We start from the raw sequence: 16297 nt of genomic DNA, 5'->3' as shown, positions 1-16297 counted from the left end.
AATGCCAAAGAAAGAAGAACGTCGGAAAGCCGTATGAGGGAAAACCTCATGTGCGGTTTGATGAGGGGGAACAGGAAGAGGAATTGCCCTCAAGTCTGGCTTAGTAAGGTGGAAAACCCTGAAACCCGAGGACAAGAAGGCAATATCTAACTCCTGTTTTCTACTCTACTTCAATGTTAGTTGAATAAATCTCGTCTTAACGGACAGTTGCCCGCCCTTATTCTCTTGTTATTTCTTGAAGTGTGGATCCTGTTGTCTGTTGAAGCGGGACAAATGAACAATATGAAAATGGGAAGTGAGCATTACAATGGGGTTATTTATCAATACAGGTGTGCACCCGGATGTTTTTGTGAATCAAAGCACCATTAAGGAACCCAATCAAGGATATTTTAAAATAGACTATTTTGCTGAACTGGTAAAGTCACAAAAGCAAATAAACAATTCTTTAGCCGACTCCTTGCAAAAGCTTCAGATTCTCTACCAGCAGCAGAAAAATACGCAAGTAAGAGAGTGGCAGGAGATTGGAAATCAGCTGAATTCGTTACGGGAAAGTAATCTGCAGCATGAAAAATTTGAAAGGAATGCAATGGAATGGTTAACCATGTTAGATGAAAATAATAAAAAGCTTTACGGTATGCTGGAAGAGGAAGGGTTATTGAAACAAGAGATAGCAGATAAAATTAACAGTGTCAGTCAATCAAATCAGGAAATCAAGGACCAGATAGGAAACTATGAATCCTTAAATAAACAGCTTGCAACGAAAATGGATGAACTTTTTGATTTGCAAAAGGTTATGGCTGATAACATTACTGATCAGAATGAAAATCAGAACAAAACATTAAACCATTTGGAAAACCAAGAGGCATTGCTGGAAAAGACGTTGAGACAGGTTACCAATATTCGCTCCGCATTGTTTGAACGAGCAAATTTTTTGGCAGAAAAAATTGAAAACAGTTATAAGCTTACATCCTCGTTTGTTTACAATTTGGTTACTGGAACCGATCAGCCACTAACGTTTAGGATGAATCAGAAAAAAGAGGAGAAGTCAGAAAAGCCTTAAAAAGGGACTTTCCCACTAAAGTAGCAGTTTCTTACAACAATAGCCGCAGATAGTTAAAATGAAAACATGAAGAGAATACTGTATGGATTAGGCTTTTAAAAAACTTTTCCATTAAACTGTCAATTAACGTGTAAAAAGTGACAGTTATTTCCTGGCTCAGAAGGGAAATAACTGTCTGCAAAAAATCAGCTCATGACAGGCTGTTTACCTTTTTTCCGCGTTTCTGTTTTACTAATGATTGCTGTGCCGACAAGATCACCGGTCACATTTAATGACGTGCAGCCCATGCCTACCAGTGCATCAATCGCTGTCAGTAACCCCACAGCCTCCATTGGCAGCCCTAATTGGGCAAAAACGGTTGCAATCATAATAATCCCTGCCCCTGGAACGCCTGCTGTACCGACAGAAGCTAAGGTTCCGACTAATACGACTTGCAGCATATCGGTAAAGCTTAGCGGATCGCCTACCATATTGGCGGCAAACACGGCTGAAATGGCAATTCTGATCGCAGCGCCATCCATATTAATTGTGGCGCCAAGTGGCAGGCTAAATCCGTACAGACTTTTGGATAACCCCATGTTTTTGGCTGCATCTAGTGTAAGGGGTAATGTCCCGGAACTGCTCTGTGTGACAAAAGCTGTAACCATTGGTGTACGTGCATGTTTGAAAAAATTCTTAATAGAAACCTTGGTCAGCAGCATAAAGAGAATGTAGATTCCAACATGTACAAGCAATGCAATGTAAAGAACGAGAACCATATCACCTAATGCCAACAAAGTATCCATACCTTGATTCCCGACCGTTTTGGCAATGATCGCAAATATTCCAATCGGTACATACTGCAAGATAACGTTCATAATGGATAATGTTGCCTCGTTCAGCCCCTCCATTACCTTATAGACATGGTCGCCGAGTTCGCTATAGTCCTCGGAAGACCGGAGCGACGCTATGGCTATTCCAAAAGCAAGTGCCGTGAAAATGATTCCCAACAAATTAAGTTCACTGAAAGCAGTCACTATGTTATCCGGTACGATACTCAAAAGAACACTAATGACGCCAGGGTTTTCCGGAACATCGAATTTCTCGTTCGTATCAATTGTCATGCCGATTCCCGGTTCAAAGATGCTGGCCACAGCAATTCCCACGACAATGGCTAAAGCGGAAGTCAGCAGATAGTAAAGGAATACTTTTCCACCCATACGCCCCAAGTCACCAATCCGGCTTTGATTTACCCCAACGATTAACGTAAATAAAATAAGCGGGATGATGAGAAACTTAAGCAAATGCAATAAAAGATCTCCAAAAGGTGCTATCACACTTGTAGCTTCACCAAAGATTAAACCGGCAATAATACCAAGAATGAGTGCAACGGTAATTTTTAAAATAAGCGAGGCATCGATATAGCCCCTCCAGATTGTTTTCATAAACTAACCACCTTAATAACAGGATACCCCAAAAGGTTGTTCTTCATTGCCATTTACCCTCATTCCTCTAATAAAAAACCGATTGCTTAAAAGAACAATCGGTTACTGATCTGTTATTCATTCAATTTTTTATTAACGAGCTCATTTAAAATATGGTTAATACCAACTGTTTTTTCAACCTCTAAAACAAAGGAGATACCTTTTCCTGGTTTATTCAATTCTGCATCTTTTTCGATCGTTTTTAATACATTGCTTGTTTTATCCCTGCTGATTAGTGTTAACACTACTTCTTTTTCGGGTTCGATGAGGATGTTAAACAGTTTTGCTTGCTCATGGATACCGGTCCCACGCCCATTAAGAATGGTTCCGCCTTCAGCGCCTGCTTTCTTAGTCGCATCAACTACATTTTCCGAATCTCCCTTGTTTACGATTGTAACGATAAGATCATACAGAACGTTTTGCTCCTCCATTGTGCTCGTAACACCTTCCTTATCCATGTCTTCGCTTTCCATTTCCAATCCCATCATGTGGCAAATTCCTGTAACATGTTTTGTATCTATCACAAACCCAATCCCTTGTCTGGGCTGATTTAATTTTACAGAGTCAATAATTGCATTCATAACCTCAGGAAAGATTTTATTGGATACAAGTGTCAATATGATTTCTCGTTCCCGTTCTATTGGGATTCCCAGAATTCTTAGTTTTTCATTTAGTCTGATCCCATTGCCAATCAGCGTGGTGCCCCCCTTTGCTCCGGCACTTTTGGATGCATGGATGACCTTTTTGGCTTTTTCCTTTCTAACGATCGTGACGATTAACTTTTGCCCCGGCTTTGTCATTGCCATATCGACCCTTCTCCTTCCTACTGTATAAAATTCCTAATGTCAGTACGGATAATATCGGAGCAAGTGCTACCAGTGCAACCATACCAAAACCGTCAAGCAGCGGATCACGTCCCTCTATTTGCGTGGCAATTCCTACAAACATCGCTAAAATAAACGTAGCCGTCATTGGCCCGGTTGCAACTCCGCCTGAATCAAAGGCAATAGATGTAAAGGTTTTGGATGAAAATTTCACCATAATTAGTGCTATTATATAGCCTGGGACAATAAAATACCATAGGGAAATACCAAAAAGTATACGTATCATTGCTAGTGCTATGGATATTCCGACTCCAACCGAAAGTGTATAGAGCAGAATTTTCTGTGGAATGTACCCTCCAGATACTTTTTCTACCTGCCGGATTAAAACGGTAACAGCCGGTTCAGCATATATGGCGAAAAATCCGAGGATAAACCCAATTGGAATTAACACCCATTGATAGGATAGAGCGCCCAGGCTTTTTCCCATTAATTCTCCAATAGGCAGAAACCCGATATGCACACCCTGCAAGAAAAAGGAAAGACCAAAAAAGGTTAAGAGAAATCCGACACCAATATCCCTTAGCTTTTTCATCGGCAATTTTAAAAAGACAAATTGAAATAGTAGAAATAAGATGAAAAGCGGTGACAATGCTGTGGCAACTTCCAGCATGATCTCGCTAAAACCTGCAAATATATGTATGTTCAACCGTAGATCACCCCTAACAAAAGTACGGATAAAATTGGTCCAATAGAGGCAAGAGCTACAAGACCAAAGCTGTCACTTGACGATGATTTACCACGCATAACAGATGCTACTCCAACTCCTAAAGCTAAGATGAACGGCACAGTTAAAGGTCCTGTCGTTACGCCCCCGGAATCAAAGGATATCGGAACAAATTGAGGGGGAGTAAAAGCAGCCAGTAAAAAGATGGTTCCATAGCCAAATGCCAATAAGTAGATGATATTAATATTAAAAATAATCCGGACCATGGCGAGTCCAACAAAGATACCGACCCCAAGCGCAACAGCAAGAATTAAAATACTTCTGGGGATCTCCCCGTTTGAAACCTGATCGATTTGATGAGAAAGAACGCGTACATCAGGTTCTGCAACTGTCACAACAACACCCAATATAAAACCGAAGAGGACAATTACCCATATTTTCTTTGTCTTTGATAATGCGGAACCGATCATTTCTCCAACAGGCAATAATCCAACATTAACACCTAATAAAAAAAGTATTAGTCCGATTCCAACCATGACGACCCCTGCAAGGAATTGTAAAAAGGTTTCTATTGGCAGCCATACCAATGTGAACTGTAATACGGTAATAACCAATGTAATAGGTAAAATAGAATAAATAACTTCAAATATCGTATCTTTTATGTTGTTCATCCAAAACCACCTTAACTATAGATTTTTAACGTTCTAAGCTAATCCATTTTCTCAGAATTAATAATAAAAGGAGTGAACTTGAAAACAATTGGCTGGCTGAAATGGAAAAAGGCATAGGAAATTGCGTTACAGCTTAATGGAGGATAAGCTTGGAATGACATACTTTAATATATGAAAATTATAGCATGATTATCGTCAATTATAAAATAATTTGCAAGATTATAATCGGGTAAACATGAGATACTGTTATTCCTCATTAAATGGATATTAAGAAGCATCACTAGCGTTGCATAAAAAATAAAAGATCTAGTCAACCATTTTGATTTGTAACTTATTTACATTTATCAATTATAAAGAATATTCAGTCTCACCTTCTTCGTGAATCAGAGAAAAAAAGATAATAGGGCTATAAAGGTAGTCCTTCATCCATTTTTTGGAATTCATTAGTTATTTAAACGAGTGGATCGTACGTTAGATCATCTAAATGTAAAACATCTCCTGATTCATATTGTGCTAAGGTTTCTTCAAATATTCGCTGATGCTGCATCTTTCGGCGTCCGTTGGATGTTCGATCCGGTTTTTTGAAAAGTTCTTTTATGAAGCTCGAAAGACTTTTAGACCAAAAATCACTTACCCAATTGAACATTTCCAGTAATGTACCTTTATATCCTAATTTGTTTTTCATTAACAGATTTAAGCAGAATGTAATCATCGCGATGTAAATCTGGTTGAATACGGCATTTTCGCTTTGTCCGTAAAATTTTATCAAGACCAAATGCTGCTTTATCCATTTGAAAAACAATTCGATTTGCCAACGTGTACGGTAGAGGTCACTAATTTCTTGCGCGCTCACTTTTGCATCATTGCATACAATCGAAATGAGGTTGCCTTTACTATCCAATGTTTCTACCAAATGTAAAGGATGTTTCATATTTCCGATTTTCACCATCGCATCACGAATGATTGCAGAGGATGGATCTACAGGTAGTTCCTCTATCACGTGAACGATCGTATTTGCTTTAATTCTGGTGACAAATCGAATTCCGTTTGCACAATAATACTCAAATTTGCCAAAGTCGAAATAGCCGCGGTCGAATACGTGAAGCGCATCTTTACCCAAAATTAATGGGTCTAACTGTGTGACATCTGCTGGCTTTGCAGGAGTAAGAATCACGTCATTTGGATAAGAAACACCATCACAAAAATTGACGGAAGTATGTAGCTTTATTCCAGCTTTTGTCTCTCGGAAAACGGCCCATTCATATTGGCTAAGGCACATCGAGATCGTTGATGAATCGATTAAATGTATCTTTCCAAGTGCCTTATCTGCTTGCTTGGAACCGAGTTCTTGATGCAATTTTTGAACCAGATGATGCAGGATAACCTGAAAAATTTCAGGCGGTATTTCACCCAGCTTTCGTGAAAGCTGAGATTTACTAATACGCTTTATGCCAACAAGTCTTTGTACCATTTTCTTGCGTTTTACATTATCGCTTATCCGCCCAAGACTCTTTAATTCTTTCAGCTGAGCATAAATGAAAGTTCTGATAAACGTGAGTACACCAAGCTTTTTTACATATTTATCGATTTGGGCATGGTCAATCATTTTTTGTATAACTTTTGTATCCAGTGGATGAATGTATTCCTTAAATACATGTTTTATGGTATTATTGTCCATGTTAGCTCCTTATAGTTAGGGATTTGGACTGGACTACCATACCCTAATTATAAGGCTTTTTTTATGACTTTTAAAGGTTAAATTGCCATTATTGCCAAATTTCACATAAAATATATTTCTTGACTTTTATATTTTATTTTCCTGCAACGCTAGTGAAGAAGCATCAATAATGAACAGATAGAATAAATCCTTGTATGAATGCATTTCATTGATTAGGATGATTAATCTGAAATAATGAAAGTACTAAATGACGAGGAGAGATGCATGATGAGAATATGCTTAATTGGAGCAAATAGGACATCATCTTGTAAATCTGCTAAGCAACAATGATGAGTATTCGGTAAAAGCAATGGTACGGAAGGAAGAACAGGCAAAAGCTTTAAGGGAAGTAGATCGGTCGTAGCGAACCTGGAAGGTAGTGTACATGAAGTTGCAGTCGTTATGAAAGAATGTGATGCTGTTATTTTTGCAGCTGGATCAGGCGGCAGTACTGGGGCAGACAAAATACTGGAAGCGAGCAGCTTAAATTATACAATTGTCCGACCGGGAGGACTTCTTCTCAATGAGCCTGGGACAGGAAAAATTGCTTCAGCAGAAAATTTATCAAGGGGATCCATTCCTCGTGAGGATGTAGCTCGTACGGTTATAGCAGTATTAAGTGAGGAGAATACGTAAAAACGGGCATTTGATCTTACCTCAGGAGATCGTTCTATTGAAGATGCTTTAAGGAAATTTATAAGACAGATAGGGAAACGGCAAAGGTAATTTTTACATACTTTTGCCGTTTCCCATTCAGCTTGTTTCGGCCTCGTTTAACCTTTCTTCGGATTTTCATTACCTTCCCTTAAGCTTAAACAATCCGATAAAAATGGAGCCAATAAAAATTGACTTGAAGAATTAGAATTTTAATAAGGATACGGAGTTGAATGACTCTGTATCCTTCTTTTCTACTGCTTCCTGTTCTTCTTCTCTTTCTTCTCCTTCTTTCCTTTTTTCCCTAACAATGCTGCCTTTGCCTTTTCCCTGATTTTTTTGTTGATGAGTACATAGAGTGTATCGCCGGTTTCGATAACAGAATTGCCTGTTGGTGTTATCAGGTTATTATCGCGGACAATCCCGATAATTAACGTATCATTGGGAAGCTCAAGATCCGTTAAGGAAGTGTTAACCGATGCGGCCTGTTCAGTGATAGCTACCTCCATAATTTCCGATTTCGTATTTCCAAGGGTAATTAATTCCAAGCTTGGTGATTCATGATCATTCTTTTCACCAGCCAGCCCTAGTTTTGTTGCGAGCCATGATAATGTACTGCCCTGAACCAGCGCTGAGATCAAGACAACGAAAAAGACAGTATTAAATATCAACTGACCATTTTCCACATCAGCAACAATCGGGTATGTAGCCATGACAATTGGTACTGCTCCTTTTAATCCCGACCAGGAAATAAACAGCTTTTCTTTTACACTGTATTTCATGAAAATCATGCAGAGGAAAACAGCGATTGGCCGGGCAATAAACATCAAAATAACGGATAACAAAATCCCCTGCCAGGTAATCGTAACCAATTGATTTGGAAAGACCAGTAGTCCTAGCAAAATAAACATAACAATTTGCATCATCCAGGAAAAGCCTTCATTAAACCGCGAAATGGTGAAGCGGTACATGAGGTCACTGTTACCGACAAACACCGCCATTACATACACCGCAAGTAACCCGCTTCCACCTGCCAGATCTGTAATAACATATGTGAAAATAGCCATTCCCATAGCAAGAACAGGATATAAACCGGCAGCCTCGAGTTTAATATGGTTAATAATGAGCACAATAATTTTTCCAAGGATTAATCCGAAAATCAATCCAAGTGCCATTTGTACAAAGAAGCTGGCAATAGCTGACCAAATAGAGCTATCGGGAATTTGGATCATTTCAATAAATGCAACAGTAAGGAAGATTGCCATCGGGTCATTGGAACCAGATTCAGCTTCTAGTGTAGACTTCAGCTTCCGTTTGATATTTTTGTTGCCTAAAACGGAGAAAACAGCAGCAGCATCTGTTGATCCAACAATCGCGCCAAATAGTAAGCCTTCCAGTAAAGAAAGGTTAAGAATGTACATCGCTGAAAACCAGTAACTAAAGTGGTGATCAATACACCAAAAGTTGCTAATGAGCCAGCAGCACCAATGATGGGGCGAACATGATCCCATTTTGTATGTGCTCCACCGTCGAATAAGATGATAATCAGGGCAAAGATCCCAATCAACTGTGCGAATTCCGCATTTTCAAAGAATACAAATCGATTGAGTGCCATCCCAACAATTAAGAATAAAACAAGTGAGGGTAGTCCTAAACGTGAAGAGAACTTGGTAGCTAGAACGCCGACAATCAGCATAGCAGAGAATAAAAAGATAAGGGTTTCTACATTTAAGTCCAAGTTTTATGATACCTCCGAAAAAATTTCAACTTTAACTACAATTATAACTGGAATTTTGAAGGATGACAAAGCTTGAGGTGCTTTGCATTTTTTGCATATGGGACATATCAGAGCTGGACATACAAACGTTAAAATAAAAAGTTAAAAAAATAACCCGTTCCAATTGCCATAATATTTCCCTAACTCTATAATAGAAGACAATTATTCAATGATACCAAAGGGAGTGGTGCAGGTTGCCAATTAACATACCGAAAGAATTGCCAGCTAGAGAGGCGCTAAAAGGGGAAAAGATCTTTGTAATGGATGAGGATCGGGCCAGAACCCAGGACATTCGTCCACTTAACATCATCATTTTAAATCTGATGCCGGAAAAAGAACGCACCGAGTTACAGCTGTTAAGATTGTTAGGGAATACTCCATTACAAGTAAATATTAGTTTTTTGAGAATGACAACACATGAATCCAAGAACGTTAGTAAATCACATCTGGATACATTTTACCTGACATTTGCAGATATCAAGAATCGCCGTTTTGATGGAATGATTATTACAGGAGCACCCATTGAGCATCTGGAATTTGAAGACGTAAACTATTGGAATGAGCTAACGAACATAATGGAATGGTCGAAAACCAATGTGACCTCTTGCTTACACATATGCTGGGGGGCGCAGGCGGCATTGTATTATCATTATCGCATTGGTAAGTATGCACTTCCGAAAAAATTATTTGGTGTTTTTAAACATCGGATAACCGACCCAACAATCGAGCTTGTACGCGGATTTGAGGATGAATTTAATGCCCCCCACTCAAGATATACAGCTGTTCCAATGGAAGAGATTGAGCAGGATCCGCGACTAATCCTGCTTTCGTCCTCAGAGGAGGCTGAAGCGTTTATTATTATGTCCAAAGATGCTAAGCATATCATGATTACTGGTCATTTGGAGTATGATGCAACAACACTGGCTGAGGAATATACGCGGGATCTTCGCAAAGGGCTTGATACGGACATTCCAAAAAATTATTTTCCAGACAACGATGCAAATGAACAGCCACTTAATACATGGCGATCCCATACGCATTTGCTTTTTTCAAATTGGCTTAATTATTATGTTTATCAGCAGACACCGTATCAATGGGATTAGCTTGTAAAAGATAGACGTGTTTTCGGGTAAAGCTGTCTATGAATAAAGCATCCCCAATTTCAAAAACTAACCTAATTCTGCTTTTGGAAAGGGGGCATGAACATGGTTAACAAAGAAAGAAAAAATAATATGTTCAAAGAAAACAGTAACAACGGGGAGCATAGAAATGGCAGGAAGAGCCAATTCAAAAATAATAGTCAAGGTGGAGAAGAACTAAACGAGTATATAAGCAAGAAAGAAGACTGATATGCATAACAAGCGGTGTGGCCATAGGGTTAACACCGTTTGTTTTATTACTAGGAGATTGGATGAAAGGAGGACAATTGCTACATATTCATTAGACAAGGTATTTTTTGGCTATATTTATTTTATAGGTAAAGAAAGTATAAAAATTTAGGCTCTATTCTGCTTACATCAGAGTTGGCCATGTCCAGCTCCAGCGCCCAGCAACTAGCAAACTTCACACTCCTTCACTACGATAAGTCAGCATCGGTTCGCTTCCAGCTCACCGTGTTTCCTTTATCTCATTGCGGAGTGCTCCAGTTTGTACGTTGCTAAACGGGCGCTTGCGCTTTTCTAAGTCTCAATTTGAATGTTTTTAAAAATAAAGTTCTATGTTTTTCATTCATTTATTCTCCGTATTTGGAAAAGCTAAGAGTGTTCATGGCGATCGTAGTAAATACAACAACAGGAGGAAGATGAACATGATGAAAAAAGGACTTTTCATAGTATTCGCCGTGGTGCTTGGTTTCGGTATTTTTATCCAATCCCCCGGTGATGTGGCAGCGATTGATGCCAATCAATCGAGGAATCTGGAACCCGATCAGAGTGCCAACAGGTACGGCTTTCATAACAGTGAAGCATTGATTAAAAAGCGCGCAGAGGAACTGGGAATTAAAACAAAGGGCAAGGATACGGAAACATTGGCACGAGAGGTATATGAGGCAGAAATAAAGCGAGCTGCCAAAGAATTAGGAATGGAAACAGAAGGAAAAGATATAGACGAGCTTGCGGACAAAGTACATCATGAAAAGGTAAAACAAATGGCAAAGAAGCTGGGAATCAAGACAGAGGGAAAAGACCCTGAAACGCTTGCCAAAGAAGTTTATGAGGCTAAGCTGAAGCAAAAGGCAGAAGAGCTTGGAATCAAGACAGATGACAAGGATATGGAATCAATTAAACAGGAAATATTTAAACACTATTTGAAAAAAGAAGCGGACAAATTAGGCGTTGATATGAAGGGAAAAGATGAGTACACCATTGCTAAGGAGATTCAGGATAAAAAGATTATGCGGTCAGCCGAGAAGCTGGGTCTCGATACGAACGGGAAAAATCCGGAACAGCTTTTAGACGAAATTATGAATAAACATGCAGTAAGAGCTAAGGAGCTTAACTTGTTTCCATTTGAAGGGAGGAAAAATTCCTTCCACCAAGATCCTCACCATATGGGAAAATAAAAAAGAGGCTGGGACGTAAGTTGAAAACTCTCACTGATTTTAGTACAAATTGAGAAAATAAAACCGCATGAAATCAAGGTTTTTAAATTTGATTTCATGTGGTTTATCATTCTTATAGGGTTATGTCCCAGCCTCCTGCATATTATTCGGAAAACTTCGGGAAGTACAAGACCTCAATGAAACTCGACGTCAATTTTCTTCCGGTTTTCCTTCATTTTTTTTGGCATTTTTACCTCAAGGACGCCATTCTTATACGTAGCTTTTACGCCTTCATGTGATACGGGTGATGGCAATGAGATATGCCGATGGAAGCGACCGGAAAAGCGCTCTTTTCGATGCATATTTTCCTCGTTGATTTCATTTGTCTTGCTGATGGATCCACTTAATATCAATGTATTTTGTTCAATGTCTATATCCACATCTTCCTTGCTTTCCAAACCAGGGATATCACATGTTGCAATTACCTCATTCTCCGTTTCATGTACATCCACTCGAATACTGCCTAAATTATATTCAGATCCAAAGGTCGAAGGGAAATCGGAAAAGAAGTGATCAAACTCCTTTCTGATATTTGCAAGTTGTCTAAATGGATCATATGGTACAAGAGCCATATTTTTGCCTCCTTTTTGATTGATCACGATTATTTTTCCCAAAATAATGAAGAATAACCGAAACCAGTAATTTCAATAAAGAAAAATATCCAGACAAGACGCGAGGCAGAGAATGAAAGAACGGGTACCGGATAAATCTGGCTACCCGTCTGACTAAGATATTATTTGAAAAAATCCTGGAATGATCTCGCACTAGTTTAATGCCGTTTACTTAGCCAAAGTACACCGGATTTTGCGATCCGCGGTACGAGCCCGGTAAACGGCTGTTGAAACATATTGCCAAATCCATCAGACTTGCCAAGTGAACCGAGCGTCCCTTTTAATTTGATTTCTTTCGGTTTCTTTGGTGTTTTATCATGTAATACGGCAAGCAGAATATCGGCAATTTGTTCTCCTTGTTGCATCGCCAGCTGCCCACTTGGTGAATGAACCGAAGATGCACAATCTCCTACTACGTAAACATTGGTATTCTCCGGTACTTGAAAAAAATCATTTACGATAATTTTGTCCTGTTCATCTTTTGCAAATGGCAATCCTCTTGCTAGATAATGCGGACGAACACCTGCAGTCCAGATTGTCACATCGTTTACAAAACATACTCCATTATTGCATACACCGTCTTTTTCCACATATTCTACGTTGGCATGATGCAGCACTTCCACATTGTTTTCAAAAAACCAGGACTCCACATATTCCTGGATTTTCGAATTAAACGCCTTCAATACGGAAGCTCCCCGGTCGAGAAGACGAATGTTTAAATCCGGTCTGCTTTCTCTTATTTCGGCGGCTACTTCAATGCCGCTCAATCCGGCACCGACAATAGCAACCTTTCCGTACGCTTTCAAATTTCCGACAGCTACACCAGTATATCGTGCTCTTGCGAATGTCTGAACACTCTCGGTATATTCCTCTGCCCCTTCAATACCGTGATAATTATCTTCACAGCCGAGTGCGACGACCAGGTAATCGTATGGAATGTGTTCTGTTCTTCCTTTCAATACGATTTCCTGATTTTCCGTGTCAATTTCAATGATCTCGCCAAACTCATAGCGGACACGTTCATCATCCGGAAAGTTCACACGGACATCTTTATCGGCAGATGTTCCGGCCGCGATGGAATAAAATTCCGTTTTCAGTGATTGATAAGGATTTCTGTCTACAACAGTAATTTCAACATCCTCAGACAGATGGTGATTCAGCAGCCCGGCGACGATTTTAACCCCTCCGTAGCCGCCGCCTAATATGACCAGTCTTTTCATAACACAACCCCATCTCTATCTATTAATATACGTATTTTTATTACCCACTACAGGATAACAAAAGTAGCATGGAAAGACTAGAGATTGTGTGCATAATGCGATTAATACGCTAAATACGACCAAGGAATGAAACCATTACTCATTTCCCTATTTGTTTATGATGTATAAGAATAACGGAAAAACTTAACGCTGCAAAGAAGCGTTAAGTTTTTTCAAAGGATTTATCACGCGTTAACGAGCTGCACTTACCCTCAGTTAATGGAGTTTCACTTTATTTTTCCAGAACAATTCGCTTTTCTAATCGTTCAGTTATCTTTAATTGCTTAATCATTCGTTTAACTAATTGCAATTCAGCTTTCGCAGTCATAACATGATCTTGTGCATGGATCATAAAAAAGCTCGGGGTAGTTTAGTTCTGACTTTGAATCAGCTCGGTTTGATATTTGTGCCCGGATTTTAAGTTGGTTAATGCGTGATAAATTAGAAAGAAAGAAATAAATAGACTCGGTTTAAATACATTTATTGGTATATAATAGGGATAAGGGAATTAAATTTTCACAATTCAATTTATTATTTCTTCCTATTCATATATACTAATACATAATATTGAGGTTTTTTGATCGCGGGACTTTATAATCATAAAATGAGGGATTATAGAATGGATAATTCTTATCAAATAAGCCAATTGACGAGTGAAATTTCGACCTTTAATGGTGTGATAAAAGATAATAATGAGAAAATTGGGAGGCTGGAGGATCCAAAATCAAAATCATTGCTGATCAGGATGAGCTTAGTATGCAAAAAGGTGCCGTTAATCAGCCGGATCTTTCAAGTGAAACATGGCAGGGTAAGCATACGAACGACTTTTTAGATAAGCGGGAAAATATTAAACAGGAATATAACAATATGATGAACACCCAAGTCGGGATCCTTCTTGATAATATTGCTAATGCAATCGAACGGTTAAAGAAAGCTAACTTGGATCTTTCCAGTTCGATTGAAACAAATCGCTACCGTATTAGGCAATTAAGAGAAATGGAGGATGATTAATTATGCCGGAAATTAATGTTCAGCCAGAAAAAGTAAAGCCTGTTTTAACCAGTTTGAAAGCAAATACAGAGGAACTGGAAACAACAAATCCAAACCCCGATTTTCCAACATCTGTGTTAGACTTCCTTGAAAAAATGAAGAACATCGAAGAAAAATATTACCAGGCGCTAAATGATTATAAGGCTGCGTTAATCAAAGTGGAAAAGAATGTGGACGAAGCCGTTCAGGCGTATGTGGATACGGATGAAAATATTGCCAATCAAACGGGACCGCAGCCCGTTAAATAGCCTGTACTTTAGCTGTTAAGTATGGAATTAAGGAGTTAAAATGATGAAGGTAATCAAGGTGTCTGAAGTTGTGAATGGAATAGAGGAAATCGTCAGGAAGAAAGAGAAAGAAAAAGAGCAAATTTTAACCCTTCGTGATGAGATGAATAAATTGATTGATCTTGATGACGCTCTGGAAGGTAAGGGAGGGGATGCAATCAGAGAACATTTTATGACACTTCATTTCCCAGCTGTCATTCTATTTAACTTGTTTTTGGAGGAATATATTAATGTCTTAAAGGAAATAAAAGGTTTAGTTGAGTCATTTGAGAATAATAATGGTCTCGTACGCGAAGAATTTATTGAAAATGATGTGAAGGAGGGATTAAATAAACTTGATAACTTAACACATGAAATTGTTGACGATATTAATAGCCATTATAATGAGGTTAGTGACCTGGTTCCTCATGATTCAGTTAAAACAATAGACTTTGACTTTCATATGTCAGGTGCACGGTCCACGATTCAAGAAACGCTCACTAAATGTACCGAGCTTGATGAAGACGGTACTTCCAAACTGGAAAATTCAGCTGATTCGGCCAATCAAATTGCCCAATTTGTCACGAAGATTCAGGGCTGGACGAAAAATGGTGTCTTTCTAACAGCATCTCAAATTGAGGAAGTGGAAAATTACTATATGGAATCGGATGTCATTGAGGGCATGATCGATAATGCGATGAAATTGTCTGTTGACCAAGGGGATTCGACTGTGCAGGGGGAAGTTGCAGATTGGCTTTCCAGATTAGGGAAATTAAACGGTGCTTACAATGTTGCTAAAGGTGCACTTGCGTATAAAATTTTAAATAGCGGCATGCTTAAAATGGTGAAGGACGGCGATGGAAACTTTATTGTAAAAGCTTCAGACGAATGGATAAAAGGTTCGAATGGTAAATATGATTCAAAATTGGCAGGCACTATTTATAAGATATTGCAAAATGGGGATAAAAATTCAGCCAATCCTCTAGAGCGGTATATTGCAAAATCGGGACGGGCCCCTAGCGGCGTTCTTAGGGAAATAATTGGACTAAAGGGAAAAACAAATAAAATCAGCCTTGGAAAAATAGCAAATAGCTACTCTAGTGTTCTTGTATTTGATAAAACCGAATTGAAAAATTATAAAATGAAGGTGGATGTAAAAAGTACAGTGAGACAGTTCAGCAGTACGGAAGGTCTAGTTAAGTTTGCTAAAAAAATTCCGTATGTTGGGATGGCATTTTCTTTTGCTACCAATTCAGGTGAGTTTTATAGTGATGAGAATAAACATAAATCTTTTGCCGAAAAAAGTGGAAGGTTTTTAGGCGGAGTTGGTCTTGATGCTGGTGTTGCCGGTGTTACAACAGTTGGTGCAGGAATTGGCACAATGATTTGTCCTGGAGTTGGCACTGTAATAGGTGGTGCAATTGGAGCAGGTGTTGGTATTGTGGGATCCTGGTTTGCAGAAGATACTGTGAAAGATTGGGGAGAAAGTGCTGGCCGATGGGTTGAAGACAGGGTAGAGGATGTTGGAAAGTTTATGGAGAATACCAAGGAGAAAATCAGCGATGGAATAGACAGTATCGTATCCGATGCAAGTGACTTTGTATCAGGCTTGTTTAATTAAG

Annotated in this window: 14 protein-coding genes and 3 pseudogenes; 8 read left to right on the top strand and 9 right to left on the bottom strand. The window is 39.0% G+C overall.

Going from position 1 to position 16297, the window contains the following annotated elements; genetic code table 11:
• Positions 1-307: 307 nt before the first annotated feature.
• A complete protein-coding gene (locus CZ382_RS12485) occupies positions 308-1060 on the top strand; it encodes a hypothetical protein (RefSeq protein WP_088051551.1) in 753 nt (250 codons plus the stop codon).
• Positions 1061-1245: 185 nt separating this feature from the next.
• Here the strand turns inward: CZ382_RS12485 and CZ382_RS12480 are convergent, their stop codons facing one another.
• The 5 genes from CZ382_RS12480 to CZ382_RS12460 all read right to left on the bottom strand — a co-directional run bounded on the left by CZ382_RS12480 (position 1246) and on the right by CZ382_RS12460 (position 6420).
• Positions 1246-2484: a dicarboxylate/amino acid:cation symporter gene (locus tag CZ382_RS12480; protein WP_088051550.1), complete on the bottom strand. Its 1239-nt coding sequence runs from the start codon at positions 2482-2484 to the stop codon at positions 1246-1248.
• A 113-nt stretch (positions 2485-2597) separates the two neighbouring features.
• Positions 2598-3329 (bottom strand): P-II family nitrogen regulator, encoded by a 732-nt coding sequence (locus CZ382_RS12475; RefSeq protein ID WP_088051549.1) that lies wholly within the window; start codon positions 3327-3329, stop codon positions 2598-2600.
• Positions 3283-4053, bottom strand: coding sequence for a DUF1538 domain-containing protein (locus tag CZ382_RS12470; protein WP_088051548.1), 771 nt, complete (start codon positions 4051-4053; stop codon positions 3283-3285). Before CZ382_RS12470 ends, CZ382_RS12475 begins: the two co-directional genes overlap by 47 nt.
• Positions 4050-4742 (bottom strand): DUF1538 domain-containing protein, encoded by a 693-nt coding sequence (locus CZ382_RS12465; RefSeq protein ID WP_088051547.1) that lies wholly within the window; start codon positions 4740-4742, stop codon positions 4050-4052. The genes CZ382_RS12470 and CZ382_RS12465 overlap by 4 nt, the downstream gene beginning before the upstream one ends.
• A gap of 451 nt (positions 4743-5193) precedes the next feature.
• Complete coding sequence (locus tag CZ382_RS12460) at positions 5194-6420, bottom strand: IS4 family transposase (protein ID WP_088049366.1); 1227 nt, start codon at positions 6418-6420, stop codon at positions 5194-5196.
• 283 nt (positions 6421-6703) lie between these two features.
• Between CZ382_RS12460 and CZ382_RS12455 the strand changes: the two are divergent.
• Positions 6704-7092, top strand: a pseudogene (locus CZ382_RS12455) (NAD(P)-binding oxidoreductase); the annotation flags it as partial.
• Between the two features lie 275 nt (positions 7093-7367).
• Here CZ382_RS12455 and CZ382_RS12450 read toward each other — a convergent pair.
• A pseudogene (locus CZ382_RS12450) lies at positions 7368-8851 on the bottom strand (potassium/proton antiporter).
• A gap of 233 nt (positions 8852-9084) precedes the next feature.
• Here CZ382_RS12450 and metA point away from each other — a divergent pair.
• The 3 genes from metA (at position 9085) to CZ382_RS12440 (ending at position 11450) form a co-directional block, all read left to right on the top strand.
• A complete protein-coding gene (metA, locus tag CZ382_RS12445; protein ID WP_088051546.1) occupies positions 9085-9993 on the top strand; it encodes a homoserine O-acetyltransferase MetA in 909 nt (302 codons plus the stop codon).
• A 102-nt stretch (positions 9994-10095) separates the two neighbouring features.
• A complete protein-coding gene (locus CZ382_RS23960) occupies positions 10096-10239 on the top strand; it encodes a hypothetical protein (RefSeq protein ID WP_200809526.1) in 144 nt (47 codons plus the stop codon).
• 458 nt (positions 10240-10697) lie between these two features.
• Positions 10698-11450 (top strand): hypothetical protein, encoded by a 753-nt coding sequence (locus CZ382_RS12440; RefSeq protein ID WP_088051545.1) that lies wholly within the window; start codon positions 10698-10700, stop codon positions 11448-11450.
• Positions 11451-11623: 173 nt separating this feature from the next.
• Here the strand turns inward: CZ382_RS12440 and CZ382_RS12435 are convergent, their stop codons facing one another.
• From CZ382_RS12435 to CZ382_RS24245, 3 genes and pseudogenes are all read right to left on the bottom strand, one after another.
• Positions 11624-12061, bottom strand: a complete 438-nt coding sequence (locus tag CZ382_RS12435) for an Hsp20/alpha crystallin family protein (RefSeq protein ID WP_088051544.1) — start codon at positions 12059-12061, stop codon at positions 11624-11626.
• Positions 12062-12258: 197 nt separating this feature from the next.
• Positions 12259-13320, bottom strand: coding sequence for an NAD(P)/FAD-dependent oxidoreductase (locus CZ382_RS12430; RefSeq protein ID WP_088051543.1), 1062 nt, complete (start codon positions 13318-13320; stop codon positions 12259-12261).
• A gap of 271 nt (positions 13321-13591) precedes the next feature.
• Positions 13592-13714, bottom strand: a pseudogene (locus CZ382_RS24245) (PTS lactose/cellobiose transporter subunit IIA); the annotation flags it as partial.
• Positions 13715-14082: 368 nt separating this feature from the next.
• On the opposite strand from CZ382_RS24245, the gene CZ382_RS12420 reads away from it, so the two are divergent.
• From CZ382_RS12420 to CZ382_RS12410, 3 genes are read left to right on the top strand one after another with little or no spacing between them, the layout of a single operon-like run.
• The gene (locus CZ382_RS12420) at positions 14083-14370 is read left to right on the top strand and encodes a YwqH-like family protein (protein WP_327366138.1); all 288 of its coding nucleotides are present in this window, start codon (positions 14083-14085) and stop codon (positions 14368-14370) included.
• 2 nt (positions 14371-14372) lie between these two features.
• The gene (locus CZ382_RS12415) at positions 14373-14657 is read left to right on the top strand and encodes a YwqI/YxiC family protein (RefSeq protein ID WP_088051540.1); all 285 of its coding nucleotides are present in this window, start codon (positions 14373-14375) and stop codon (positions 14655-14657) included.
• A 40-nt stretch (positions 14658-14697) separates the two neighbouring features.
• Positions 14698-16296: an LXG domain-containing protein gene (locus CZ382_RS12410; protein WP_235000426.1), complete on the top strand. Its 1599-nt coding sequence runs from the start codon at positions 14698-14700 to the stop codon at positions 16294-16296.
• Position 16297: the final 1 nt, after the last annotated feature.

The sequence above is a fragment of the Virgibacillus dakarensis genome, assembly GCF_900155625.1.
Lineage (GTDB): Bacteria > Bacillota > Bacilli > Bacillales > Amphibacillaceae > Lentibacillus_C > Lentibacillus_C populi.
The sequence above is the reverse complement of the archived record's forward strand: the minus strand, read 5'-3'. Positions and strand labels throughout refer to the sequence as shown.